This window comes from Mycolicibacterium holsaticum DSM 44478 = JCM 12374, from assembly GCF_019645835.1.
Classification (GTDB): Bacteria; Actinomycetota; Actinomycetes; order Mycobacteriales; family Mycobacteriaceae; genus Mycobacterium; species Mycobacterium holsaticum.
The window spans coordinates 4,925,479-4,950,492 of sequence record NZ_CP080998.1; the positions used below are offsets into that span (position 1 = coordinate 4,925,479).

General features: G+C 68.8%; 25 protein-coding genes. 9 read left to right on the forward strand and 16 right to left on the reverse strand.

Features of this window, described 5'->3' with window-relative positions; all coding sequences use genetic code 11:
- Nucleotides 1–17 precede the first annotated feature (17 nt).
- Nucleotides 18–1,244, reverse strand: a complete 1,227-nt coding sequence (gene purT / locus K3U96_RS23790) for a formate-dependent phosphoribosylglycinamide formyltransferase (RefSeq protein WP_230982273.1) — start codon at nucleotides 1,242–1,244, stop codon at nucleotides 18–20.
- A gap of 66 nt (nucleotides 1,245–1,310) precedes the next feature.
- Between purT and K3U96_RS23795 the strand changes: the two genes are divergently transcribed.
- The 3 genes from K3U96_RS23795 to K3U96_RS23805 all read left to right on the forward strand — a co-directional run bounded on the left by K3U96_RS23795 (nucleotide 1,311) and on the right by K3U96_RS23805 (nucleotide 4,833).
- Complete coding sequence (locus K3U96_RS23795; RefSeq protein ID WP_220691276.1) at nucleotides 1,311–3,335, forward strand: MMPL family transporter; 2,025 nt, start codon at nucleotides 1,311–1,313, stop codon at nucleotides 3,333–3,335.
- A gap of 66 nt (nucleotides 3,336–3,401) precedes the next feature.
- Nucleotides 3,402–4,610 carry a cytochrome P450 gene (locus K3U96_RS23800; RefSeq protein WP_220691277.1) on the forward strand — a complete coding sequence of 403 codons (1,209 nt, stop codon included), beginning with the start codon at nucleotides 3,402–3,404 and terminating at the stop codon, nucleotides 4,608–4,610.
- 4 nt (nucleotides 4,611–4,614) lie between these two features.
- Nucleotides 4,615–4,833 carry a ferredoxin gene (locus K3U96_RS23805; protein WP_220691278.1) on the forward strand — a complete coding sequence of 73 codons (219 nt, stop codon included), beginning with the start codon at nucleotides 4,615–4,617 and terminating at the stop codon, nucleotides 4,831–4,833.
- Here K3U96_RS23805 and K3U96_RS23810 read toward each other — a convergent pair.
- Genes K3U96_RS23810 through K3U96_RS23820 form a run of 3 tightly spaced genes read right to left on the reverse strand, consistent with a single transcriptional unit; the run spans nucleotide 4,793 to nucleotide 7,322 of the window.
- On the reverse strand, nucleotides 4,793–5,395 hold the full coding sequence (locus K3U96_RS23810) for a hypothetical protein (protein WP_220691279.1): 603 nt from the start codon (nucleotides 5,393–5,395) through the stop codon (nucleotides 4,793–4,795). The genes K3U96_RS23805 and K3U96_RS23810 overlap by 41 nt on opposite strands.
- Nucleotides 5,392–6,027, reverse strand: a complete 636-nt coding sequence (locus K3U96_RS23815; RefSeq protein ID WP_220691280.1) for a PaaI family thioesterase — start codon at nucleotides 6,025–6,027, stop codon at nucleotides 5,392–5,394. The genes K3U96_RS23810 and K3U96_RS23815 overlap by 4 nt, the downstream gene beginning before the upstream one ends.
- Nucleotides 6,024–7,322: an adenylosuccinate synthase gene (locus K3U96_RS23820; protein ID WP_220691281.1), complete on the reverse strand. Its 1,299-nt coding sequence runs from the start codon at nucleotides 7,320–7,322 to the stop codon at nucleotides 6,024–6,026. The genes K3U96_RS23815 and K3U96_RS23820 overlap by 4 nt, the downstream gene beginning before the upstream one ends.
- Nucleotides 7,323–7,409: 87 nt before the next feature.
- On the opposite strand from K3U96_RS23820, the gene K3U96_RS23825 reads away from it, so the two are divergent.
- The 3 genes from K3U96_RS23825 (at nucleotide 7,410) to K3U96_RS23835 (ending at nucleotide 9,835) form a co-directional block, all read left to right on the forward strand.
- Complete coding sequence (locus tag K3U96_RS23825; RefSeq protein ID WP_220691282.1) at nucleotides 7,410–7,988, forward strand: peptidase M50; 579 nt, start codon at nucleotides 7,410–7,412, stop codon at nucleotides 7,986–7,988.
- Between the two features lie 104 nt (nucleotides 7,989–8,092).
- Nucleotides 8,093–8,872: a site-2 protease family protein gene (locus tag K3U96_RS23830; protein WP_069405447.1), complete on the forward strand. Its 780-nt coding sequence runs from the start codon at nucleotides 8,093–8,095 to the stop codon at nucleotides 8,870–8,872.
- Nucleotides 8,873–8,944: 72 nt separating this feature from the next.
- Nucleotides 8,945–9,835 carry a cation diffusion facilitator family transporter gene (locus tag K3U96_RS23835; RefSeq protein ID WP_220691283.1) on the forward strand — a complete coding sequence of 297 codons (891 nt, stop codon included), beginning with the start codon at nucleotides 8,945–8,947 and terminating at the stop codon, nucleotides 9,833–9,835.
- A gap of 4 nt (nucleotides 9,836–9,839) precedes the next feature.
- Here the strand turns inward: K3U96_RS23835 and K3U96_RS23840 are convergent, their stop codons facing one another.
- Nucleotides 9,840–10,256, reverse strand: a complete 417-nt coding sequence (locus K3U96_RS23840) for a DUF3151 domain-containing protein (RefSeq protein ID WP_069405445.1) — start codon at nucleotides 10,254–10,256, stop codon at nucleotides 9,840–9,842.
- A 92-nt stretch (nucleotides 10,257–10,348) separates the two neighbouring features.
- Between K3U96_RS23840 and K3U96_RS23845 the strand changes: the two genes are divergently transcribed.
- Nucleotides 10,349–11,170 (forward strand): Rv0361 family membrane protein, encoded by an 822-nt coding sequence (locus K3U96_RS23845; RefSeq protein WP_220691284.1) that lies wholly within the window; start codon nucleotides 10,349–10,351, stop codon nucleotides 11,168–11,170.
- A gap of 45 nt (nucleotides 11,171–11,215) precedes the next feature.
- Here the strand turns inward: K3U96_RS23845 and K3U96_RS23850 are convergent, their stop codons facing one another.
- A complete protein-coding gene (locus K3U96_RS23850) occupies nucleotides 11,216–12,229 on the reverse strand; it encodes an alcohol dehydrogenase catalytic domain-containing protein (protein ID WP_220691285.1) in 1,014 nt (337 codons plus the stop codon).
- Nucleotides 12,230–12,358: 129 nt separating this feature from the next.
- On the opposite strand from K3U96_RS23850, the gene K3U96_RS23855 reads away from it, so the two are divergent.
- A complete protein-coding gene (locus K3U96_RS23855) occupies nucleotides 12,359–13,030 on the forward strand; it encodes a DedA family protein (RefSeq protein ID WP_069405466.1) in 672 nt (223 codons plus the stop codon).
- Here the strand turns inward: K3U96_RS23855 and K3U96_RS23860 are convergent.
- From K3U96_RS23860 to K3U96_RS23895, 8 genes are read right to left on the reverse strand one after another with little or no spacing between them, the layout of a single operon-like run.
- A complete protein-coding gene (locus K3U96_RS23860) occupies nucleotides 13,027–14,223 on the reverse strand; it encodes a vWA domain-containing protein (protein ID WP_220691286.1) in 1,197 nt (398 codons plus the stop codon). The genes K3U96_RS23855 and K3U96_RS23860 overlap by 4 nt on opposite strands.
- A complete protein-coding gene (locus K3U96_RS23865) occupies nucleotides 14,220–14,885 on the reverse strand; it encodes an SRPBCC family protein (RefSeq protein ID WP_220691287.1) in 666 nt (221 codons plus the stop codon). Before K3U96_RS23865 ends, K3U96_RS23860 begins: the two co-directional genes overlap by 4 nt.
- Before the next feature lie 20 nt (nucleotides 14,886–14,905).
- The gene (locus K3U96_RS23870) at nucleotides 14,906–15,793 is read right to left on the reverse strand and encodes an AAA family ATPase (RefSeq protein ID WP_220691288.1); all 888 of its coding nucleotides are present in this window, start codon (nucleotides 15,791–15,793) and stop codon (nucleotides 14,906–14,908) included.
- Complete coding sequence (locus K3U96_RS23875) at nucleotides 15,790–16,386, reverse strand: nucleotidyltransferase family protein (RefSeq protein ID WP_069405439.1); 597 nt, start codon at nucleotides 16,384–16,386, stop codon at nucleotides 15,790–15,792. Before K3U96_RS23875 ends, K3U96_RS23870 begins: the two co-directional genes overlap by 4 nt.
- Nucleotides 16,368–17,144: an XdhC family protein gene (locus K3U96_RS23880; RefSeq protein WP_220691289.1), complete on the reverse strand. Its 777-nt coding sequence runs from the start codon at nucleotides 17,142–17,144 to the stop codon at nucleotides 16,368–16,370. The genes K3U96_RS23875 and K3U96_RS23880 overlap by 19 nt, the downstream gene beginning before the upstream one ends.
- 9 nt (nucleotides 17,145–17,153) lie before the next feature.
- Nucleotides 17,154–19,556 carry an aerobic carbon-monoxide dehydrogenase large subunit gene (locus tag K3U96_RS23885; protein WP_220691290.1) on the reverse strand — a complete coding sequence of 801 codons (2,403 nt, stop codon included), beginning with the start codon at nucleotides 19,554–19,556 and terminating at the stop codon, nucleotides 17,154–17,156.
- Complete coding sequence (locus tag K3U96_RS23890) at nucleotides 19,553–20,041, reverse strand: (2Fe-2S)-binding protein (protein ID WP_069404629.1); 489 nt, start codon at nucleotides 20,039–20,041, stop codon at nucleotides 19,553–19,555. Before K3U96_RS23890 ends, K3U96_RS23885 begins: the two co-directional genes overlap by 4 nt.
- Before the next feature lie 18 nt (nucleotides 20,042–20,059).
- Nucleotides 20,060–20,935: an FAD binding domain-containing protein gene (locus K3U96_RS23895; RefSeq protein WP_220691291.1), complete on the reverse strand. Its 876-nt coding sequence runs from the start codon at nucleotides 20,933–20,935 to the stop codon at nucleotides 20,060–20,062.
- A gap of 149 nt (nucleotides 20,936–21,084) precedes the next feature.
- On the opposite strand from K3U96_RS23895, the gene K3U96_RS23900 reads away from it, so the two are divergent.
- Nucleotides 21,085–22,062, forward strand: a complete 978-nt coding sequence (locus K3U96_RS23900) for a LysR family transcriptional regulator (protein ID WP_069404627.1) — start codon at nucleotides 21,085–21,087, stop codon at nucleotides 22,060–22,062.
- Here K3U96_RS23900 and nhaA read toward each other — a convergent pair.
- Nucleotides 22,059–23,903 carry a Na+/H+ antiporter NhaA gene (gene nhaA, locus K3U96_RS23905; RefSeq protein ID WP_110917279.1) on the reverse strand — a complete coding sequence of 615 codons (1,845 nt, stop codon included), beginning with the start codon at nucleotides 23,901–23,903 and terminating at the stop codon, nucleotides 22,059–22,061. The two genes, K3U96_RS23900 and nhaA, sit on opposite strands and share 4 nt — an antisense overlap.
- Nucleotides 23,900–25,000 carry a glycoside hydrolase family 76 protein gene (locus K3U96_RS23910; RefSeq protein ID WP_069404626.1) on the reverse strand — a complete coding sequence of 367 codons (1,101 nt, stop codon included), beginning with the start codon at nucleotides 24,998–25,000 and terminating at the stop codon, nucleotides 23,900–23,902. The genes nhaA and K3U96_RS23910 overlap by 4 nt, the downstream gene beginning before the upstream one ends.
- Nucleotides 25,001–25,014: the final 14 nt, after the last annotated feature.

Below are 25,014 nucleotides of genomic sequence, written 5' to 3' on the forward strand. Positions count from 1 at the left end.
GGTGGGCTCGGACATGGCTACCAGAGCCCCCGCAGCGCGGTCGTGACGCGCTTGGCGCGGTCGCGCGCCACGATCGGATCGGCGGCGGTTGCCATCGCCACCCCCAGACGGCGCGGCGTCTCGCCGTCGTCGGGCCGGTTGAACAACCGCACGTCGCTTTCGGCCACGGTCAGCGCATCGGCGAGCACGATCTGCGGATCAACGCCGGTGCCGGCGGTCGATTCGGCGCCGGCGTAGGTTACTTCCGCGGCGGCCGGAGAGATCATGATGGTGTCCACCGGTAGGCCGAGGATCGCGCGGGCGTGCAGTTCGAACTCCGAAAGTCGTTGCGAGCGCAGCGTCACCAGTCCGCTGTCGTGCAGACGCGGCCGCACGCTGTCGAAGTACACCTCGTCACCGCGCACCAGCAGTTCGACGCCGAACACGCCGCGCCCGCCCAGCGAGTTGACGATGCGCGCAGCGATCGACTTCGCGACGTCCAGCGCCGCCGACGGCATCGGCTGCGGCTGCCAGCACTCCAGCACACCCCCGTCGACCTGGCGGTGCCCGATCGGCTCGCAGAAGTGCACGACCGGCCCCGTCGGACCGGTCGTCCGAACGGTCAGCAGCGTGACCTCGAAGTCGACGTCGACGATCGTCTCGGCCATCACCCGGTTGTGCGGGATCCTTCCGGCCACGACGGCGCGCTGCCAGGCCGGCTCGACATCCTCGGCCCGCAACAGCACCGACTCACCGTCGCCCGCCGCCGCAAAAACGGGCTTGACCAGCAGCGGAAAACCGGCGTGCTGGGCCACCGCGGTCAACTCATCGACCGAGCCGGCAAACCAGAACGGCGCGGTCGGCAGACCCAGTTCATCGGCGGCCAGCCGGCGCAGACCCTCCCGGTCCAGTGCGAGCCGGGTGCTGCGCGGGGTGGGGAACACTTCCACGTCGCCGCGCTCGGCGACGGCGATCAACGCATCCGCGGCGATCAGTCCGGCCTCGGCCACGATGTAGCGCGGGCTCTCCTTCTCGATCAGCGCGGTCAGCGCGTCGGCGTCGTTCATCTGGGCGACGACGGACCGATCGGCTACCCCGTGCGCGGGCGCGTCGGCGTAGCGGTCCACAGCGATGACGTCGGCGCCCAGCCGCTGAAACGCCAGCGCCAACTCACGGCCCAGCTCCCCGGCGCCGAGCAGCATCACCGTCGAGTTCGCCGCTGCTGCGGACCCGTCGGCTGCGTCGTCCTGCGTCGTGTCACTCATCGCGATGTCCAGCCTGCCAGATGAACGGTTCGGCGGGCTCATGCCCGTCTCTGAGATATTGGAGAGATGTCGCGGCGCGTGTCCTGGGTATTGGCAGTGCTCGTGGTCGCACTCTCCGGCGTCCTGATGGCCCTGATCGGCAGTGACGACTCCAGCGGGCGCTCGCCGGTGCCGGTACCCGACTCCGCCGAGTCCGCCCGCGTCGACGCGCTGCGCACGCAGTTCCCCGGAGGGGACAGCGCACCGGCGATCATCGTCGTCACCCGCACCGACGGCGCCGCGCTGAGCCCGGCCGACGTCGACGCCGTCGACCGGAAATGGCCCGCTCAGGTTTCCGAAGACGGCCAGGCCGCGCTGGCAGCCGTGCCGCTGGACTCCAACCTGTCCGGCTTCGAGCTCAACGACGCGGTCAAACAGCTGCGCGGCGACGCCGCGGCCGGGCTGCCGCCGGATCTGCGCGCCGAGGTCACCGGCGGCCCGGCGTTCGGCGCCGATATCGCGAACTCGTTCTCGGGTGCCAACATCACGCTGCTCGCGGTGACGGCCGCCGTCGTCGCGCTGCTGTTGATCATCACCTACCGCTCGCCGGTGCTGTGGCTGGTGCCGTTGGCCGTGATCGGGTTCGCCGACCGGGTGGCCGCGGTGCTGGGCACCGCCGTGGCTCAGGCCGTCGGCATGAGCCCGGACGGGTCGACGTCGGGCATCACCAGCGTGCTGGTGTTCGGCGCCGGCACCAACTACGCATTGCTGCTCATTTCCCGGTATCGAGAGGAATTGGGCCGCAACGAGAACCACCGAGAGGCGTTGGCCGTCGCGGTGCGCCAGGCCGGGCCGGCGATCCTGGCGAGCAACGCGACCGTGGTGCTGGCGCTGCTGACGCTGGTGTTCGCTTCGTCGCCGAGCGTGCGCAGCCTCGGCGTGCAGGCCGCGGCGGGTCTGATCGTCGCGGCGGTGTATGTGCTGCTGGTACTGCCGCCGCTGCTGGGGCTGTTCGGCAGGCGGCTGTTCTGGCCGTTCGTCCCCCAGCTGGGCGCCAAACCCCTTACCGACAGCGGGGTCTGGCACCGTATCGCCGAATCGGTGGCCCGCCGTCCCGGCCGCGTCGTCGCGGTGTCCATCGCGGGGCTGGCGCTGTTGTGCATCGGGGTGTGGAACACGCCGGTCGGCCTCTCGCAGACCGAACAGTTCCGGGTGCAGGCCGAGTCCGTCACCGGATACGAGCGGTTGTCAGAACACTTCCCCAGCGGCCTGACCGATCCCACGCACGTCGTCGCTCCCACCGCACGGGCCGCCGAGGTCGAACGCGCGATCACCGACACCCCCGGGGTGGTGTCGGTGACACCGGCGGGCCAAAGCCCCTCCGGGCTCACGCAGTGGTCGGTGGTGCTCGACGCCGAACCGGCCTCCGACGCGGCGTTCAACATCATCGACGATCTTCGCGGCTCGGTGAGCGCGGTGGACGACGACGCGTTGGTCGGCGGCTCGGATGCCACCGCGCGGGACGCCAGCGCCGCGGCGGGCCATGACCGGCTGGTCGTGATACCTGCGATCCTGGTCGTGGTGCTGGCGGTGCTGTACGTGCTGTTGCGGTCGGCGCTGGCGCCGCTGGTCCTGGTGGCGGTGACGGTGCTCAGCGCGCTGGCCGCGCTCGGCCTGGGCGGCTGGGCCAGCGTGCACCTCTTCGGTTTTCCCGCGCTGGACAACACCGCGCCGCTGTTCGCGTTCCTGTTCCTGGTGGCACTCGGCGTGGACTACACGATCTTCCTGGTCACCCGTGCGCGCGAAGAGACCCCCGAGCACGGCACCCGCGACGGCATCGTGCGTGCCGTTTCGGCCACCGGCGCCGTCATCACCAGCGCCGGGATCGTGCTGGCGGCGGTGTTCTGCGTCCTTGGGGTGTTGCCGCTGATCGTGTTGACCCAGGTGGGCATCATCGTCGGGCTCGGCATCCTGCTGGACACTTTCCTGGTGCGCACGGTGATCATCCCGGCGTTGTTCACGCTGATCGGCCCGCGCATCTGGTGGCCTGCTCCGTGGGTCAAGGAGTCGGACGCCCACTCTCCGGCCCGACGGGACAAATCGCACAGATAGTGCGAGTAAAAGCGTCCAAAACGTCGATCTCGGGGCCAACGACGCCTCGCGGGTACCGTCGAGAACATGACCGAAACCGTCGCGGTACCGCCGCTGCACATGCGCCGCGACGGGTTCGACCCGACGCCGGCGTTGCGGGAGATCCGGCAGAGCGCCGGGGTGTCGGTCTCGACCAACTCGCTCGGCATGCGGGTCTACCTGGTCACCCGCCACGACGACGTCAAGGCCGTGCTGTCGGACCACGAACGGTTCTCCAACACCCGCCCGGCCGGCTTCGTGCTGCCCGGCGCGCCAACGCTTTCCGAGGAGGAGTTGGCCAAGGCCCGCTCCGGTAACCTGCTGGGCCTCGACCCGCCCGAGCACCAGCGGCTGCGCCGCATGCTCACCCCGGAGTTCACCATCCGCAGGATGAAGCGCCTGGAGCCGCGCATCGCCCAGATCGTCGATCAGCAGCTCGACGCGATGGCAAAAGCCGGTCCGCCCGTCGACCTGGTGGACGCCTTCGCGCTGCCGATCCCCTCGCTGGCGATCTGCGAGTTGCTCGGAGTGCCCTACGGCGACCGCGCCGAATTCCAACAGCGCAGCGCACGTCAACTCGACCTGTCCATCCCCATCGCCGAACGGGTGGACCTGCAGCGGCAGAGCCGCGCCTACATGGGCTCGCTGGTGGAGCATGCCCGGCGAAATCCCGGCGATGACATCCTGGGCATGCTGGTGCGCGAACACGGCGCCGAACTCACCGACGACGAACTCGTCGGTATCGCCAGCCTGCTGCTGCTGGCCGGCCACGAGACCACGTCGAACATGTTGGGGCTGGGCACATTGGCCCTGCTGCGCCATCCCGAACAGCTGGCCGCGGTGCGCGACGACCCGACCGCGGTCGCGCCCGCGGTGGAGGAGCTGATGCGCTGGCTGTCGATCGTGCACAACGCGATCCCGCGGTACACCACCACCGACGTCGAAGTGGCCGGGGTGCCGATCCCGGCGGGCGAACTCGTCTTCGTCTCACTGCCTGCAGGCAATCGCGACCCCGATTTCATCGACTCGCCCGAGGTGCTCGACATCCGGCGCGGCGCGATCGGGCATCTCGGGTTCGGCCACGGGGTTCATCACTGCCTCGGCGCGCCGCTGGCCCGGATGGAGATGCGCATCGCGTTTCCCGCGCTGCTGCGCCGGTTTCCGACGCTGGAGTTGGCCGAGGATTTCGCGGATGTCCAGTTCCGGTCATTTCACTTCATCTACGGTCTGAAGTCGTTGAGGGTGGCATGGAGATGAGCAAGTGAGAGTTCAAGCGGATCGCGAGGTGTGCATCCAGGCGGGTAACTGCGTGATGGTCGCCGACGCGGTGTTCGATCAGGACGACGACGGCATCGTGGTGGTGCTCGTCGACGCGGACGGCGGAGCCGTCCAGACCGGCGAGGTGCCCGAGGACCAACTGCACAACGTCGAAGAAGCCGTCAAGCTGTGTCCGTCACAAGCGCTCCGGCTCGTCGAGTGAGCAGCAGCACGCTGACGAACAGCACCCACAGCGGGAACGCCAGCACCAGCCACATGGAGGTGTCGCTGGCCACCAGGATGCCGACCGCGGCAAGGTAAGTGGCGACCACCAGCCAGCGTGGCATCAGGTTGGTCTTCAGCCAGATGGTGGCCAGCGTGATCATGAACACCGCCGCCATCCGCAACCCGTACGTCTTGGCGAACGCGAGCATCAGCTCGTGGGCGAACTCGGCCGTCTCGCCGTTGCCGTGTGCGGCAGCCATATTCGTCGCCGACGCGGCGAACATCATTGCCAGGAACAGCAACCCGCTGCCGATGAACACGGTCGAGAAGAACTTGTCCTCGAAGCCGCCGAAGCCGTCGCGCACCACACCGATGAACCACAGAAACGCGATGCCCGCGAACGGCATCAGGATCGCGGCCACCCGGGCCCGCGCATCGCCGCCGTCGGGCACGCCAGTGCGCATCAACACGATCACGGTGGTGAACAGCACCGCGAACATCACCCCGGCGAGCGCCGCTGCGCGGGGTGTGGAAAGCCGGTGTCGCGCGGGCGTGGTCATGGCTGGCCCGGCAGCAGGCGAATCATCAGCCCGTTGGCCTCGGCGAGCAGGTTCTCCTCGGGGTCGCGCAGCTCGGCGTTGACGAACGCCTTGCGGCCCTCGGCCTCTCGCATCCAGCCGCGTGCGGTCAGCGGGGTGTCGATGGGGGTCACGTTGCGGTAGTCGACGTGTAAGAACGCGGTACGGCTGATCGGGCGCCCCACGGCGTGGATGACCATGCCGAACACCGAATCGAACAGCAACGGCAGCACGCCGCCGTGCACCGCGGAGTTGCCACCCACCGAGAAGCGGCTGAACTGCACGGTGAGCTCGACCCCCTCGGGGCGCAGGGTGACGTCCCGGTACGGCGGCATCAGCAGGCTGCCCGCGCCGGGCAGCGACGGAACCCGGTTGGCGGGGCCGACGCCTTCGGGCGCCTCGAAGGGCTCGAGCAGCTGAACCAAGTCCTCTGCGCGGTCGGCGGCCTGGTCCCAGGTGTCGCTGTCGGGATCCGCGGAGACGGCAAGGTCCTGCAGCCGACGCATCGCGGTCAGGAACCGTCCGAAACCGGGTCCCGGCTCCGCGGGCGCGAAATCGGGAAAGCCACCGTGTTTGGCATAGTCGGGATCGATCAGGTGCGGATCATCGCTCACGCGCGGGCCGCCAGCACATCGCGGCGCACGATGGTCTGGTCGCGCCCCGGGCCGACGCCGATGCACGAAACATGAGCTCCGGCAAGCTCTTCGACCCGCAGCACGTAGTCACGCGCCTTGGCGGGCAGATCGTCGAACTCGCGGGCCCCGGAGATGTCCTCCCACCAGCCCGGCATCTCCTCGTAGATCGGTTCGGCGCGGGCGATATCGGACTGCGTCATCGGCATATCGGTCAAGCGCTTGCCGTCGACCCGATAGCCCACGCACACCGGTACGGTCTCCAGGCTGGACAGCACGTCGAGTTTGGTCAGGAAGTAGTCGGTGATGCCGTTGACACGTGTTGCGTAGCGCGCGATCACCGCGTCGAACCACCCGCAGCGGCGCCGACGGCCCGTCGTCACGCCGACCTCGCCGCCGGCCTTTGACAGGTACTCGCCGTACTCGTCGAACAGCTCGGTGGGGAACGGGCCAGAACCCACCCGCGTCGTGTACGCCTTGAGGATGCCCAGCACCGTGGTGATCCGTGTCGGGCCGATTCCCGATCCCACCGCCGCGCCACCGGCCGTCGGATTCGACGACGTCACATAGGGATACGTGCCGTGATCGACGTCGAGCAGCGTGCCCTGCGAACCTTCCAGCAGAACCGTCTCACCCTGTTCTAGCGCCGCGTTCAGCAGGTAGCGGGTGTCGGCGATGCGTTGTTTGAACCCCTCGGCCTGCTCCAGCAGGTTCTCGACCACCTCGTCGGTCTCGATGGCCTTGCGATTGTAGATCTTGACCAACACCTGGTTCTTGAATTCCAGTGCGGCTTCGATCTTTTCGACCAGCAGCACGGGATCGCGGACATCGGCGACACGAATTCCGATGCGGGCGATCTTGTCCTGGTAGCAGGGGCCGATACCGCGGCCGGTGGTGCCGATCTTTTTGCTGCCCGCGTAGCGTTCCACGACCTTGTCGATCGCCACGTGATACGGCATCAGCAGATGCGCGTCCGCGGAGATCAGCAGCCGCTCGGTGTCGACGCCGCGGTCCTCCAGCCCCTTCAGCTCGGTGAGCAGCACACCGGGATCGACCACCACACCGTTGCCGATGACGTTGGTGACGCCGGGGGTGAGGATCCCCGATGGGATCAGGTGAAGGGCAAAGTTCTCGCCGGTGGGCAGCACGACGGTATGGCCGGCGTTGTTGCCGCCCTGGTAGCGCACCACCCACTGGACACGCCCACCGAGTAGATCGGTGGCTTTTCCTTTGCCCTCGTCGCCCCATTGGGCGCCGATGAGCACGATTGCCGGCATGGCTCGGTCCTCGCAGTCCCGCTACTCTTGCATCAACACTTTGCAGCCGGTGAGCTACCTTATCCCAGCCCCATGTGAGGAGCCGCGTTGAGCGCCGCTGACGCCGTGGTGTTGCTGTTCGGCGGCCGCGAACTGCCCCGCGCGCTGCGCGGTTTGCCCGTTGCCGACACGCCCGACGCCCCGTGCCGCCGGATGATCGTCGTCGGGGCCCATGCCGAACTGGCGGGCGTGCTGACGCGGCTGCTGCGCACCGACCGGCTCGACGTCGAGGTCGCGCACGTGCGGCGCTGCTGGCAGGCACGTCGCGCGCTGCGCGGTGTCGCCACGCGGGTGCCGCTCATCCGCGACGAAACCGGCACCGTGATCGTCGGCGCGGCGGAATGGCACGGCGACCCGGTCGGCGCTGCGCTGCACGGCGAGGCCGTCGTCGACGACACCGTGCTGTTCGACGGGGAGGCGGCCGGGGTCCGCGTCACACCCACGCCGACGCTGCCCGGGCTGCGTGCGGCGGTGCTGCGCCGAGGCCGGTTGCGCTGGGTCACCGGCCGCGCCGTCCAGCTGGGCACGACGGGTGCGGTCGTCCTGCGCGACGGGGTGCCGGCGCCGCGGCCGGTACGGCGCTCGACGTTCTACCGGCACACCGAAGGCTGGCTGCGGGTCGGCTGATGCGATGCGCCGCGCCGAGATCGACGAAACGGCGGACTTCTCTCGCACTTTTTCGCCCGGTTGTCCCTTTGGGCGAAACTGGCGGGATCGGTAGCGTCCGAGTCGTGACCGTCCGTCCGCTGAACCAGTCGGTGCGCCCCAGCCCGATCTTCCTGGCGATCGTCGCGCTGACGGCGCTCGGCGGGGCGCTGGCGTGGGTGGCCGCCGACGCGGCAGAACCGCTGGCCTACGTCGGGGTGTTCGTCTTCGTCATCGCCGGCTGGGTGGTGACGTTGTGCCTGCACGAGTTCGCCCACGCCTTCACCGCGTGGCGCTTCGGTGACCACGACGTTCCCGTCCGGGGCTACCTGACCCTGAACCCGTTCAAGTACTCCAACCCGCTGCTGTCGATCGGGTTGCCGATCCTGATCATCGCGATCGGCGGTATCGGGCTGCCCGGCGGCGCGGTGTGGGTGCGCACGTCGTTCATGACCAAACGCCAGAAGACGCTGGTCAGCCTCGCAGGGCCGGCCACCAACCTGGTCTTCGCGATCTTGCTGCTGACCCTCACCGCGTCGATGCGTGACCCACAGCGCTCGGTGTTCTGGTCTGCGGTGGCGTTCCTGGGCTTCCTGCAGGTGACCGCGTTCGTGCTCAACATGCTGCCGATCCCCGGCCTCGACGGCTACGGCGCGCTGGAACCGCACCTGAGCCCCGACACCCAGCGCGCGCTGCAGCCCGCCAAGCAGTGGGGTTTTTTCATCCTGCTGATCCTGCTGCTGGCACCCGGGCTCAACCAGTGGTTCTGGAACGTCGTGCTGTGGTTCTTCGACTTCTCCGGTGTGCCGCGGCAGCTGGTGGGCGCCGGCAGCGCGCTGACCCGGTTCTGGTCCGCCTGGCTCTGACGTCCCGTGCCGGAGCCGGGCGGCGCGCGACGGAGTCCTTGACATATGCGTATTTCTGCATATATTGCTGGCATGGGTGCCGGACATGATCACGGGTCGGTCGATGCCCGCGTCTCGCGGATGGTCATCGCCGCGGCGATCCTCACCGCGTTCTTCGCGCTTGAGCTCACGACCGCGCTGCTGATCAACTCGATCGCGCTGCTCGCCGACGCCGGCCACATGCTCACCGACCTGGTGGCCATGTTCATGGGCCTGACCGCGGTGCTGCTGGCCCGCCGCGGCAGCACCTCACCCGCGCGCACCTACGGCTGGCACCGCGCCGAGGTGTTCACCGCCGTCGCCAACGCGGTGCTGCTGCTGGGGGTGGCGGCGTTCATCCTGTACGAGGCGTTCGAACGGCTCGGCCACGCACCCGATGTGCCCGGCGTGCCGATGATCGTCGTCGCGCTGGCCGGGCTGGCCGCCAACGCCGTTGTCGTGCTGCTGCTGCGGTCGCATTCCAAGACGAGCCTGGCCGTCAAGGGCGCCTACATGGAAGTGGTCGCCGACACCGTGGGCAGCATCGGCGTGCTGATCGCCGGCATCGTCACGGTCACCACGCACTGGCCCTACGCCGATGTGGTGGTCGCCGTGTTCGTCGCGCTGTGGGTGCTGCCGCGGGCGTTCTCGTTGGCCCGCGCCGCCTTGCGAATCCTCTCGGAGTCCTCACCGGCCCACATCGACGTCGACGAACTGCGCACTGCACTGTGCGACGTGGAGGGCGTCACCGAAGTGCACGACCTGCACGTGTGGACCCTGGTGCCCGGTAAGGACATGGTCACCGCGCACCTGACCAGCGCGCGCGATTCGGCGTTGGTGCTCGACGACGCCCGCGCGGTGTTGACCGCCCGCGGGTTGGACCACTCGACCGTTCAGGTGGAGCCGCCCGACGACGCCGCGGACTGCAGATGCGAAGCCGAGTGATCGGTCAGCCGAGCCCGAGCGCCGGGCGCGCGCCGGGATCGCAGTCGTCGAGCAAATCAAGACAACGCTGATACTCGTCGGATTCACCGATCGCGTCGGCGGCGCGGGCCAGCGCGGCGACACACCGCAGGAAGCCGCGGTTGGGTTCGTGGCGGTAGGGCACGGGCCCAAAACCCTTCCACCCGTTGCGGCGCAACTGATCCAGCCCGCGGTGGTAACCGGTGCGGGCGTACGCGTACGCGGTGACGGCCTGATCGGCAGCGAGTGCGGCTTCTGCCAGCGCCGCCCACGCCACCGACGCCGTCGGATGCGCGGCGGCCACGATCGCGGGGTTCTCAGCGGCGGCCAACTCCGCTTCGGCGGCGCTGTCCGCGGGAAGCAGTACTGGATCCGGTCCGAGAAGATCACCCATCCGCGTCATGGCCCCATTGTGCCGTGCGGCGGGCAAAGCAAAGATCCGGCCGGATGATTAAGCTTCCGGCCGTAGCGTCGTAAGGGAGGAAAGCAGCACGGATGCCGAACCCATCAGGGCCTGACCAGCCAGATGACGAGGTCGACGAGACCCCCGCCGACGTAGCCGCCGACACCGACCGGACCGCGTCCGAGGCCGCCACCGAGGTGCTGCCGCCTCCGGACCCCGAACATGAACCGGCCACCGAGGTGATCTCGCAGGCCCAGGCGCACACCGAGCAGGCCCCGGTGAGCCAACCCGCCGAGCGCCGGTACACCGCGCCGTCGGGTTTCGACGCCGGGTCGACGCAGAAGATCGACACCCCGACCGATCCCGCCACCGAGGTGTTCTCGCCACCGCCCGGCGCGGTGCCGCCGCAGAAACCCGTTGCACCACAGATGATCCCACCGCGCGGCGAGGGGTCCAAGATGCTCGCGAACCGCCGCAGCTGGGGGTGGGTGATCGCGGTGGTCCTGGTGATCGCGGCCCTGGCCGCCATCGCGATCCTGGGCACCGTGCTGTTGACGCGGGGTTCGGAGTCGAAGGTGTCGCAGGAGGAGAAGGTTCGCTCGACGATCCAGAACTTCGACATCGCGATCCAGAACGGCGACCTGGCCACCCTGCGCAGCATCACCTGCGGCGCCACCCGCGACAGCTACGTCAAGTACAACGATCACTCGTGGGCCGAGACCCACGCCCGGGTGGCCGCCGCCAAGCAGTACCCGGTGGTGGCCAGCATCGACGAGGTGGTCGTCAACGGCGACCACGCCGAGGCCAACGTCACCACGTTCATGGCGTTCGCCCCGCAGACCCGCTCGACCCGCAGTTTCGACCTGCAGTTCCGCGACGACCAGTGGAAGATCTGCCAGGCCCCGCAGTCGTGATTTCGGTGTAGTTAGTCACGCCCAGCGTGACCAAATACACCGAAATCACATGGTGAGCACCATCCGGTAGCGCGCGCGGCCCGCCTCCATCGCGTCGTACGCCGCGGCGGCCTCGGCCAGCGGCCGCTCCTCGATCCAGGCCCGCACCCCGGTCTGCACCGCGAACTGCATGGTCTCCTCGACGTCGCGCGACGTGCCGGACGGATGCCCGGTGATGCGACGCCCGGCCATGATCAACTCCCCCGGCGTGATCGGCAGCGGATCAGGTGACACGCCGCAGACCACCAGATCGCCCTCCGGGCCCAGGCCGCCGACGGCCTGGCCGATCGCCGCCGAGTTCGCCGCGGTCGCCAACACCACGGTCGCACCGCCGAGCGCCTGAAGGGCCGCCGCCACATCCTCGGCGGTCGAATCGATGTAGTGGTGCGCACCGAGGGTGCGGGCGTCGTCGGCCTTGTCGGCGCCGCGAGCGATCGCCACGGTTTCGAAGCCCATCGCCCTTGCCCACTGCACCCCGAGGTGTCCGAGGCCGCCGATGCCGACGACGGCCACCAGGTCACCGGGCCTGGCCGCGGTCCGGCGCAGCGCGTTGAACGTGGTGACGCCGGCACACCCCATCGGTCCGGCCTCGGCGAAGGACAGCTGGTCGGGAATCCGGGCCAACGCGGTCGCGGGCACGACGACCGATTCGGCGTACCCGCCGGGGTAGTGCAAGCTCGGCACCTGCATGCGCTCGCACTGCATGAACTTGCCTTTGCGGCACGGCACGCACTTGTTGCAGTTGCCGCCGAACCACCCCACCGCGACCCGGTCACCGACCGCGAACGTGTCCACGCCGTCACCGAGTTCGGCTATCGTGCCGCCGATTTCGTGGCCGGGCGTGACCGGCCATGTCATCTCGGGGAATGCGCCGTTGACGATGCCGTGGTCGGTGCCGCACACGCCGCACGCGGCGACCGTGATGCGCACGTGGTCGCGCGGCGGCGACGTGGTTTCGACGTCGCTGAGTACCAGCGGCGCGCCCGCCGACTCGACAAGAACGGCTCTGTGACTTGGCATATTCGAACATTAGCGGCGCCGACGCGGGGCCGCCTGCCAACGCGTTTCCCTGATCGGCGTGGCCGACCGGTATCTTGGGGCGTTGTGACCACCACGGCCTTTTTCGCGGCGAGCGACCAACTGGCGCTGATGCCCGACTTCCTGGACCCGATGACGCTGCTCGGGTACTTCGGGACGTGGGCCTTGGTCGGCCTGCTGGTCGTGATCTTCGTCGAGTCAGGTGTGCTGTTCCCGGTCCTGCCCGGCGACTCGCTGCTGTTCGTGGCCGGGATGCTCGCCGCGGGCACCGCAGCGCTGGCGAAGGACGGCGGCCAGACCATCAACTTTCAGCTGTGGCAGCTGTTGGTCTTCATCCCGATCGCGGCCATCCTCGGTGGCCAGGTCGGCTACTGGATCGGGCGCAACGTCGGCACGGCGATGTTCAAACCCGATGCCCGGTTCCTCAAGCAGAAGTACCTCGACGAGGCGCATGTGTTCTTCGAGCAGCGCGGGCCGTTCGCGATCGTGATCGCGCGGTTCGTGCCGATTGTGCGGACGCTGGCACCGTTGACCGCGGGCGCCGCCCGGATGAACTATCCGGCGTTCGCGTTCTTCAACATTCTCGGCGCCGTGGTGTGGGGCATCGGGCTGACGTTGCTCGGCTACTGGCTCGGTCGGTTCGAGGCCGTGCAGCAGCTGCTGGAGCCGATCGTCATCGCGATCGTGGTGGTGTCGGTGCTGCCGATGTTCATCGAGTGGTACAAGCGTCGCCGCGCCGCCAAGCGGGCCGGCGCCCAGCCGGCCACCGAGCAGCCGTCTTAGCCCGCCTGGTCGGCCAGCACCGCGAACAACCTCTTCAGCTCGGTCAGTGAGTGCGCCGGCAGGAAGTGGTCGCAGTACGGCATCGCGACGGCCATCGATGCAGCCAACGGGCGGAAGTCGGGGTTCGCCGCGCGCGGGTTGAGCCACACCAGCGTCTGAGCGCGCCGACGCACCCGCGCCAGCGCCCGCTCGAGGACCTCCGGCGGGTCGCTGTCCCACCCGTCAGAGGCGATGATCACCACCGCGCCGCGTAGCGCATTGCCCTGCGGTGCCGACAACAGCTCGCCCACGCAGTGCCCGATGCGGGTGCCGCCGTAGCGGTCGGCGACCTTGGCGTTGGCTCTGGCCAGCGCCACCTCCGCGGACCGGTGCGAAAGCGCGGCGGTGAGCCGGGTCAGCGACGTGGAGAAGGCGAACACCTCGGGTCGAATTCCGCTGTGCCGCAGCGCGGCAGCCCGCATCAGATGCAGATAGACGGTGGCGTAGGGCTGCATCGAGCGGCTGACGTCGCACAGCAGCACCACGCGGCGGGGATGTGCACGGGCGCGGGTCCGCGTGACCCGCATCGTCTCCCAGCCCGTCTGGCGTGACTGCTTCATGGTCGCCCGCAGGTCGATGCGCTTGCCGTGGTGGTGGCGTTCCCTGCGCATGCTGCGGCGCTGCGGCCAGCGCACGACCGACTGTTCCAGCCACCGCCCGATCAACCGCAGCTCGTCCGGATCGAAGTGATCGAACGGTTCGTCGGCGTGCGCGACGATGCGGCTGGGCAGGGTGTCGGGAATGCCGACGTCACCGTCATGCGGGTCGGTCGCCGTCACCGACGCGGGCCGGGTGCTCCACGGCAGCCCGCCTTCGGCGACGGTGTCCTGGCGACCGGGCACGCCCGGGTCGGCGGCGGCGGTCGTGCCGAGGCTGCGCTTGAGCCCCGGGGGATCCACGCCGAGCACGGCGTTGGCGAACACCGCGTCGAACACCGCGTCGAACGGGGCGATGTCCTCGACCCGGTTGACCAGGGTCAGCCGCGCCGCCCAGTACAACTGCGTGCGGGTGGCGGGCCAGTCGTGTCGCAGCACCTCGACGAATCCCGCTGGGCCGCTGGCGGAGACCGCGACACCACCGTTGTGCAGCCGATCCACCAGCGCGACGGCGAAGGCGGCGATGTCGACGCCGCGCAGCAGGTACGGCGTCGTCATCCGTTCGCGTGCCGGGCCTTTCGCGCGGCGCGCAACCGGCCCATGATGACCAGAACGACCGCCAACACCACGGCGCCAAGCACCGCCGGGGCGTACTTCTTCAACGCACCGCCACCGGCGAGGTCGATCAGGTCGATGGCCTCGGGTTCGGGCTTGGCCGTCGTGAGATGGGTGACCGAGGCGGTGCCACCGCTTTCCGGCGCGGCCGGCGCTGCCTTGTCGGCGGCTAACTTGGCCTCGAGCGCCTCGACGAACTGACCGAGCAGCTTCTCCGAAACCTGTTGCAGCATGCTGCTTCCGAACTGGGCAAGCTTGCCGACCACCTTCAGGTCGGTGTCGACGGTGACCCGGGTGTGGTCACCTTCGTCGTGCAACTGGGCGATGACGGTAGCGGCGGCGTTGCCGGTACCGCGGGCCTCCTTGCCCTTGGCGTCGATGACTGCGCGGTGCTCGTCGGTGTTCTGTTCGACGAAGCGCACCTTGCCGCTGAACTCACTGGTCACCGGGCCGACCTTCACCTTGACCTTGCCGAGCACGTCATCGCCCTCGCGGCCCGTCATCTGCGCGCCGGGCATCAGCGGAATGACCTGTTCGAGGTCGGTCAGAAGCCGCCATGCGTCTTCGATGGGGACACTGACGGTGAACTCGTTGGCGATCTTCATCAAGTATTTCCTCTCGGTTTTCAGCTGTATTCGGCGAACGCGCCCTTGATCAGCGCGAGGTCGTCGGGGGTCTTGGCCAGTGCGCCCAGGCTCGCCAACCCGCGTTCGGTGTCGGCGGTGACCAGGTCGGTCACCCCGAGCGCGACGAGCGCGGCGACCCAGTCGATCGTTTCCGCGACCCCTGGTGGCTTGTCGAGGTCGAGACCGCGTGTGGCACCGACGAACTGGGCGGCGTGCTCGATCAGCGGGGCGCTGGCACCGGGCACGGTGCGCCGCACGATGTTCGCCGCGCGCACCGGGTCGGGGTAGTCGATCCAGTGGTACAGGCACCGTCGCCGCAGCGCGTCGTGCAGGTCGCGGCTGCGGTTGGAGGTGAGCACCACGATCGGCGGTCGTTCGGCGACGAAGGTGCCCAGTTCCGGGACAGTGACGGCGGCCTCACCGAGAAACTCCAGCAGCAGCGCCTCGAATTCGTCGTCGGCGCGGTCGATTTCGTCGATCAGCAGGATCGGCGCACCGGGTCCGCGGTACCGGACGCACTGCAAGATCGGCCGGTCGACCAGGTACGCCTCGGTGTAGAGGTCGGACTCGTCGATTCCGCTGCCGCGTGCCTCGGCCAACCGGATCGCCAGCAGCTGACGCTGGTAGTTCCAGTCGTACAGCGCCTCGGCCGCGGTCAGGCCCTCGTAGCACTGCAGCCGCACCAGTGGCGTACCCGCCACCGCGGCAAGGACTTTGGCCGCAGTGGTCTTGCCGACCCCGGGTTCACCCTCCAGCAGCAGCGGACGCCCGAGCGTGGCCGCCAGATAGATCGCCGACGCCGTACCGGTGTCCAGCAGGTAGTCGTGGGTGTCGAAGCGCCGGATGACGTCGTCGACATCGGCGAACAGTGCCGATGGTCGGGTCATCGCGCCACCGATGCGAGCAGACGTTCGTAGTCGTCCCAGGTGTCGACGTCCAGCGGTACCACGTCGTCGATCGGGATGCGGCGCACGTCATGTCGACCGGACTCGATCATCCGCCACACACCCTTGTCACCGTGCAACTCTGCGAGCTCGGGAAACACCTTGCGGCCCAACCAGAACGGATGGCCGATACCGTCATCGTATCGGCACACCGCGATCGGGGCGCCGCGCCCCGACGCGATCAGCTTGGTGACCGACGCGCGGGCCACGCCGGGCTGGTCACCGAGCATCAGCACGATACCGTCGGCGCGCGGATCCACCCACGGCAGCGCGGTGCGCAGCGAGGAAGAACATCCCGAGCCGGGGTCGTCAGCCATCACGATGTCGATGCCGTCGAGGACCACCGATTTTCGCACCGCATCCGCCGCGCCGCCGAGGGTGACGATGAGCTGGTCGAACGGGCAGCTTCTGGCGACCGCGAGGGTGGCACCCAGAACCGTCGTATCACCGAGTTTCAACAACTGTTTCGGCGTACCACCCAACCGGCGAGATGAGCCGGCCGCCAGCACTATCCCAGTCACCCGTGACTGTGGCATGCTTCCTCTCTTCGCGTCTCCGGTGTGCTCGTCGCGTCCCGGTCGGCGGCAAGGCCGTCCACCCGGATACCGCGGATCACCTCGGCCAGGATCGACACCGCGATCTCAGCGGGGGTCCTCGCACCGATCGGCAGGCCCACCGGGGTGTGCACACGTCGGCGCTGCTGCTCGGTGAGGTCGAGCTCATCGAGGATCGCTTGGCCACGGATCTTGCTGGCCACCAGCCCGACGTAGCCCACCCCCGCGTCGAGCGCCGCGGCGATCGTTTCGGCTTCCGGCCCGCCGTGGGTGGCGATGACGAGCGCGGTGGCCTGGTTGATTTCACCGTCCCCGTCGCGCGCCACGTCGTAGCCGAGCACCGCGCACATGTCCGCCAGCGCTTCGGCGATCGGCGTGCTCCCGCACACCCGGATCAGGGGCGCGGGCAACTGCGGCGCGAGGAAGATCTCCAGCGCCCCGCCGGACAGGCAGGGGTTGACCACGACGCATGCGCCCGGCGCCTCGGGGTAGTGCACGTCGCCGTCGGGCAGCACCCGCAGCAGCACGCTCTCCCCGGCCTGCAACGCGCCGAGCGCCGCCTTGCGCACCGAGTTCTGCGCGCAGTGCCCACCGACGAAACCTTCGATCGTGCCGTCCGACAACAGGATTGCCTCATCGCCGGCGTGTGCGGATGCGGGCTGTTGGGCACGGACGACGGTGGCGTGCACGAAAGGTGTGCGTGCACGGCGCAACTGGGCGACCCGTTCGGTGATCGTCATATCAGGCTCCTAAATCGGGGGTTGCGCCCGGCCCTGCATCGCCTCCCACACCCGCGACGGGGTCAGCGGCATGTCGGCGTGCCGAACACCGAACGGCGCCAAGGCATCCACCACGGCGTTGACGATGGCCGGCGGCGAACCGACGGTGGCCGACTCGCCGACGCCCTTGGCGCCGATCGGGTGATGCGGCGAGGGGGTCACGGTGTGTCCGGTCTCCAGGTTGGGCACCTCGACGGCGGTCGGGATCAGGTAATCCATCAGCGATCCGCCGAGGCAGTTGCCCTCCTCGTCGAAGGCGATCATCTCCATCAGCGCCATGCCGATCCCGTCGACGATGCCGCCGTGCACCTGACCCTCGATGATCATCGGGTTGATGCGGGTGCCGCAGTCGTCGACGGCGAGGAACCGCCGCACCTTCACCACGGCGGTGCCGGGGTCGATATCGACGACGCAGAAGTACGCACCGTAGGGATAGGTGAGGTTCTCGGGGTTGTAGCAGATCGACGCGTCCAGGCCGCCCTCGAGACCGTCGGGCAGATCCCCGGCACCGTGGGCCCGCATCGCGATGTCGGCGATGGTGACCGACGCCGACGGGTCACCTTTGACGTGGAACGTGCCCTTGTCCCATTCCATATCTGCGACGCTGGCCTCCAGCATGCCCGCGGCGATGATCTTGGCCTTGTCGCGGACCTTGCGGGCCACCAGCGCGGCCGCTGCACCCGACACCGGGGTGGACCGGCTGCCGTAGGTGCCCAGCCCGAACGGGGTCTGGTCGGTGTCGCCGTGCACCACGTCGATGTCGTCGGGCGGGATTCCGAGTTCCTCGGCGACGATCTGGGCGAACGTCGTCTCGTGGCCTTGACCCTGGCTCTGAACCGAAAGCCGCACAACGGCTTTGCCGGTGGGGTGGACCCGAAGCTCGCAGCCGTCCGCCATGCCCAGACCGAGAATGTCCATGTCCTTGCGCGGGCCCGCGCCGACGGCCTCGGTGAAGAACGACATCCCGATGCCCATCAGCTCGCCGCGTTCGCGCTTCTCCTTCTGCTCGGCGCGCAGCGCGTCGTAGTCGACCATCTGCATGGCCAACCGCATGGTCGTCTCGTAGTCGCCCGAGTCGTAGACCCAGCCGGTCTTGGACTTGTACGGGAATTGTTCGGGTTTGAGCAAGTTGGACAGCCGTAGCTGGGCGGGATCCATCTTCAGCTCGTGGGCCAGGCAGTCCACCAGCCGTTCGACGAGGTAGACCGCCTCGGTGATGCGGAACGAGCAGGCGTAGGCGACACCGCCGGGCGCCTTGTTCGTGTACACCGCGGTCATATGGCAGTACGCGGCCTCGATGTCGTAGCTGCCGGTGAACACCCCGAAGAAACCGGCGGGATATTTCACCGGGGCCGCGGTGCCGTTGAACGCGCCATGGTCGGCGAGCACGTTGGACCGGATCGCCAGGATCTTTCCGTCCCAGGTGGCGGCGATCTCGCCGAGCATGATGTAGTCGCGCGCGAACCCGGTCGAGGTCAGGTTCTCGCTGCGGTCCTCCATCCACTTGACCGGTTTGCCCAGCAGGAGCGAGCCGACGATGGCGCACACGTAACCGGGATAGATCGGCACCTTGTTGCCGAACCCGCCGCCGATGTCCGGTGAGATGACCCTGATCTTGTGCTCGGGCAGACCGGCGACCAACGCGTACAAGGTGCGGTGGGCGTGCGGCGCCTGCGTGGTCGACCACAGTGTGAGCTTTCCGCTCACCGGGTCCAGATCGGCGACCGCGCCGCACGTTTCCATCGGTGCGGGATGCACACGGGGATAGACGATTTCCTGCTTGACGACGACGTCGGCCTTGGCGAAGGCGGCCTCGGTGGCGGCCGCGTCGCCGGTCTCCCAGTCGAAGCAGTGGTTGTCGGACTTGCCGTCGAGGTCGGTGCGGATCACCGGGGCGTCGGGGTCCAGCGCACGGCGCGCGTCGATGACGGGATCGACGGGGTCGTACTCGACGTCGATCAACTCGAGCGCGTCGCGCGCCGAGTAATGGTCCTCGGCGACGACAAAGGCCACCTCCTGGCCCTGGAAGCGCACCTTGTCGGTGGCCAGCACGGCCTGCACGTCGTTGGACAGCGTCGGCATCCACGCCAGCCCCTTGGCGGCCAGATCCGCCCCGGTGACCACCGCTTTGACCTTCGGATGTGCTTGGGCCGCACTGGTATCGATGCCGACGATGCGGGCATGCGCATACGGTGAGCGCAGGATCGCCAGGTGCAGCATCCCCGGCAGCGCCACGTCGTCGACGTAGTTTCCGCGGCCCCTGATGAAGCGGGGATCCTCCTTGCGCAGCATCCGCCCGTGACCGCACGGCTTGCGGTCGTTGTCGGTCGCGTCGTCGGGTACACCCTCTGGGCGTACTTCGGTGGTGGTCATGCGTTGGCCGCCTCCTCTGTCTCGGCACGGCGGGCTTGGGCGGCCCACTGGATGGACCGCACGATCGTCGTGTAACCGGTGCAGCGGCAGATCTGTCCGGAGATCGCCTCGCGGATCGTTTCCTCGTCGGGGTCGGGATCCTTTTCCAGCAGGGCCCGCGCCGTGATCATCATCCCCGGTGTGCAGAACCCGCACTGCAGGCCGTGGCACTGCATGAAGCCCTCCTGCACGGGGTCGAGGCGGCCGTCGACCTCCAGGCCCTCCACCGTCCGGATGGCGCGCCCGCTGGCCATCGCGGCGAGCACCGTACACGACTTGACCGGCTCACCGTCCATTTCGACCACACAGGTGCCACAGTTGCTGGTATCGCAGCCCCAGTGGGTTCCGGTGAGCCGCAGCTGATCTCGTAGGAAGTGGACGAGCAACGTGCGCGGCTCCACCTCGGCGGCGACCTGTTCGCCGTTGACGGTCATATTCACTTGCATCGTCAGATCCCTTCGGCCTCAGTTGTTGTCGCGCACCCGCGCCACCGCGGTGCGCAACGTTCGGATGATGAGCTCGGATGCGAGGTGGCGCTTGTAGTCGGCGCTGCCGCGCATGTCGCTGACCGGGTTGCACGCCTGCGCGGCGCCGCGGCCCGCCTCGGCGAACGACTCTTCGGTGGCCGGGCGCCCGGCCAGGCCCGCACCGACGGCGGCCAGCGCAGCCTCGTCGGTGTTCACCGCGGTCAGCCCGAGCCGGGCGGCGGCCAGGGTGTCACCCTCGAGGGTCACCGCGGCGCCTGCCGCGGTGACCGCCCAGTCGCCGACCCGCCGCTCCACCTTCGAGTACGCGCTGGAGCTGTGCGCGCGCCGCGGGATCCGGACCTCGGTGAGCAGCTCGTTGTGGGCAAGCGCGGTCTCGTACGGGCCGGCCAGGAAATCGGCGATGGGGATCTCCCGCTCCCCCGCCGGGCCGCGGGCCACACACACCGCGTCGAGCACCGTGCACACGGTCGTCAGATCCTCGGCGGGGTCGGCCTGACACAGCGATCCGCCGACGGTGCCGCGGTTGCGCACCACCGGGTCGGCGATCACTTTCTCGGCGTCCCGGAAAATCGGGCAGACCGCGGCGAGCGCATCGGATTCCAGCGCCTGCCGGTGCCGCGTCATCGCCCCGATGCGCACCCTGGTCGGCTCGACCTCGATATAGCCGAGCTCGTTCACCAGGTCGTTGATGTCGACGAGGTATTCGGGGTTGGCGATGCGCAGCTTCATCATCGGCAGCAGGCTGTGCCCGCCGGCCACGACCATCGCGCCGTCTCCGAGGCGGTCCAGGAGTCCGACGGCGTGATCGACGCTGGTGGCACGTTCGTATTCGAATGGTCCGGGGACCTGCATGTGATCGTCCTCACACGGGATGGGCTGGGCCCCCAGTGTCGGTGTCTCTGACCTGGGCGTCAATAGGGAGTTAAGCGATCGCTTAACTGGTGGGCCGACCTGGCTTCCGGCGGCGCGGCGCCCCACTGGGCTGGTACTAGGCTCACGTCGTGACCCCGGCTCAGCTTCGTGCCTTCTCGGCCGTCGTCAGGTTGGGCTCGGTGCGGGCGGCCGCCGAGGAGCTCGGCGTATCGGACGCAGGGATCTCGATGCACGTGGCGCAGCTGCGCAAAGAACTCGACGACCCGTTGTTCTCCAGGACCTCGGCGGGTCTGGCGTTCACCCCTGGCGGGCTGCGGCTGGCCAGCCGGGCCGTGGAGATCCTCGGCCTGCAGCAGCAGACGGCGATCGAGGTCACCGAGGCCGCCCACGGCAGGCGGCTGCTGCGCATCGCGGCGTCGAGCGCGTTCGCCGAACACGCGGCGCCCGGCCTGATCGAGCTGTTCTCGTCGCGCGCGAAGGACCTTTCGGTGGAGCTGAGCGTGCATCCGACGAGTAGGTTTCGGGAGCTGATCGTTTCACGCGCGGTGGACATCGCGCTCGGTCGCGTCGCCGGCGATGTCGCCGGCCTCGACGACGGCTCGGTGGCCCTGCGGCCGTTCCTCAACTACCAGATCGTGACGGTGACCGCGCCCAACAGCCCGTTGGCGGCGTTCTCCGATGCGCCGCCACCGTTGTCGGCGCTGCACGAACAGCAGTGGATGCTCGGCCCGTCGGCGGGAAGCGTCGACGGTGAGATCGCGTCGATGCTGGCGGATCTGGCGATCCCCGAGGAGCAGCAGCGGATCTTCCAGAGCGACGCCGCCGCGTTGGAAGAAGTGGCGCACGTCGGCGGCGTCAGCCTGGCGATCGGTTTCGCCGTCGGTAAGGACCTGGCCGCGGGACGGCTGGTCCACATCAAGGGCCCGCGGCTACAGCGACCGGGCGAGTGGTGCGCGATGACGCTGCCGCCCGCGGCGCGCCAGCCCGCGGCCTCCGAGCTGGTCCGGTTCATCACGACGCCGCGATGTACGCAGGCGATGTTGCGCGGCGCCGGTGTCGGCGTGACACGGTTCCGGCCCAAGATCCACGTCACGCTCTGGAGCTAGCGAGCGGCCTCCAACGCGCGGATCAGGCTGGCGGCGTCCCACGGCCCCTTGTGCCGCTTGCCGTTGATGAAGAACGTCGGCGTCGCGTTGAGGTCCATCTCCTCGGCGTCCTGCGCGTCGTCGGTCACCCGGTGCAGCACCTTCGACGGCTGCACGCGCACGTCCTGGTCGAACTGCTCGATGTCGCAGCCCGCGGCCACCGCGTAGCGGTACATGTCCGACCATTCCAGGTCGTCCTGGTGCGCGAACAGTTCGCGGCCCATCTCCCAGAACCTGTGCTGCAGCGCGGCCGCCTCACTGGCCCGCGCGGCATCGAAGGCCCGCGGGTGGGCCCGCTCCAGCGGCAGATGGCGCCACACGTAGCACAGCCGGTCGCCGAAATGTGCCAGGACTTCGTCGATGGCGCCGGTGGTGCGGCTGCAGAACGGGCATTCGAAGTCGCCGTACTCGACCAGGCTCAGCGGGGCGTCGGGATTGCCGCGCAGGTGATCGCGCTCGGGGTCGATCGGTCGAATCATCCTGAGCCCGACCGGTTCTGGTGGGCTGAGCCAGTCGGTGATCCGGAATATCGCCCAGCCGAGGGCGAACGCCATCAGCGACGCGGCCAGCACGCCGATGCGGGCCTGATCCTGGCGGTCGGGGTCGGCGATCGCGATGTCGACGATGAAAAGGGAGATGGTGAAGCCGATCCCGGACAGCGCGGCGCCGCCCGCCAACCGTTTGACCGTCAGCCCCGGCGCCAACTGCCCAAGGGGCCCGCGATGCATGAACCACGTCGCGCCGGTGATGCCGATGAACTTGCCGAACACCAACCCGGCGATGATGCCCCAGGTCAACGACGATCCGAACGCCTGGGCAAGGCTGGCGGCGTCCAGGTGCACACCGGCGTTGACCAACGCGAACAGCGGCAGCACGAAATACGACACGTACGGCCCGATGTCGGTCTGCAGCCGCTCGTTGATCGAGATCGACTCGCGCAGCCTGCGCGCCGCGGTGCGGGCGTAGCGCGAGTTCGGCGACTGGCGGAACGCGCGGATCACCTCGATCGCCTGTTCGACGCTTTGCCGTTCGGGGGTGAAGACCGGGATCAGCAGCGCGACGGCGACGCCGGCCAGCGTCGGGTGGATACCCGCGACGGCCAGCGCCACCCACAACGCGAACCCGAGCACCGCGTACGCCGGTCCGCGGGCCGCAGGCAGCAAGCGCACCATCGCGATCGCGACGATCAGTGCGACCGCCAGCGCCAGCGGTGCCACCTCGATGCGGTCGGAGTAGAACACCGCGATGACGATCAGCGCGCCGACGTCGTCGACCACGGCCAGGGTCAGCAGGAAGATCCTCAGCCGCCCAGGAAATTTGGGTTTGATGATGGCCAGCGCGCCGATCAGGAACGCGGTGTCGGTGGAGATCACCACGCCCCACGCGTGCGCGTTTTCCCCCGACGAGTTGAACAGCACGAAAATGAGCGCGGGCAGTACCAGCCCGGCGATCGCGGCGACCACGGGCACCGCCGCCCGCGAGCGGTCGGTGAGCTCGCCGATCGTGAACTCGCGGGTGACTTCCAGGCCGACGATGAAGAAGAAGAACGTCATCAGGCCGTCGTTCACCAGATGCTTGACAGTCAGCTCGAAGTCGTTCGTCCCGAGCGTGACCCCGATGTGGGTGTCCAGCAGCGCCCAATAGCTGTGGTCCCACGGCGAATTCGCCCAGAGGATAGCGATGAGCGTGGCCGCCAGCAGCAGTGCCGCCGCGCTGTTCTCCCCGGTCCGTGACGCCCTGCCGTCGCGGCTGAACCGCGTGGGCAGCAGTCGGACGATCCGCGGTGCCGATTCGGCGATCACGTCTGGGAGACTGCGTGCGCGGCTTCCATCAACATCCAGCCGGCGAGCTGCACCGAAAGATCACGTTCGGGCACTTCGGACGCGTTGACGGCGCCCTCGACGAACTGTGCCTCTTTGCTTGCCGCCGTTGGCATCTCGGCGATGCGGTCCCAGAACGCGGCGAACAGCGGCAGCCCGTCGACGGTTTGGCGGTTGTTCCAGGCCGCCTGAGCGGAATCCAGCACCAGCGATCGGGCGGTGTCGCGCGCAGCGGCGTCCTGCGGGTCGTTTTGCGGCAGCATGGTGACCACCAACGCGAGGTAGCGGGCCAAAATTCCGTCGAACAGCCCGCCGTCGCCGCCGCCTGCGCCGCGGATCACCCCGCCCGGGGCCATGTGTTCCTTGACCGCGGCGACCAGCCGATGCACCCGTACCGCGTGGTCGGGGTCGTCGGTGCGCGCGGCGAGTTCGGTCTCCAGCCCCAGCACCACGCCCTGGCAGTACGTGTACTGGGCGCGCACCAGGGAGCCGGCCTTGATGCCGTCGAAGACCAGATGGGTCTCCGGGTCGATCAGCGTCTCCTCGATCCAGTCGGCCATCTGCTGTGCGCGCCGCAGCCGGTCGTCGTAACGGGCCAGGAAGATGCCAGCCGGGCCGTTGGCCGGGGCGTTGAAGAACTGGTCCTGTTTGCGCCACGGGATGCCGCCGCCGTCCTCGGGCACCCATGCGTTGACGAACTGGTCGGCCAGCTTCTTCTGCGCCCTGGGCTGGGCGACACCGGCCAGCCGCTCGGCGCGCTCCAGCGCCAGCGCCAGCCAGGCCATGTCGTCGTAGTAGTCGTTGACCCAGCCGGTGTTTCGCAGCCAGTGCGCCCGGATCTGCCGGCGGATCTCCGTCTGCCGCTCGGGCCGGGGGTCGCGGACCTGCGCGTCGACCAGGTTGTCGATCAAGTGGGCCTGCCACCAGTAATGCCAGGTGCCGAACCATTGTTGTTTGCGCGCCGCCGGCCAGGCGACCACACCGAGTTGGGTGCCCGGCATCCCCCACAGTCGTTTCAGGTGTCGTCGTTCGATCGCGGCTTCGGCGCTGGCGGCGCGGTTGGCCCATACCTGATCCATGTGTCGATCCTGCC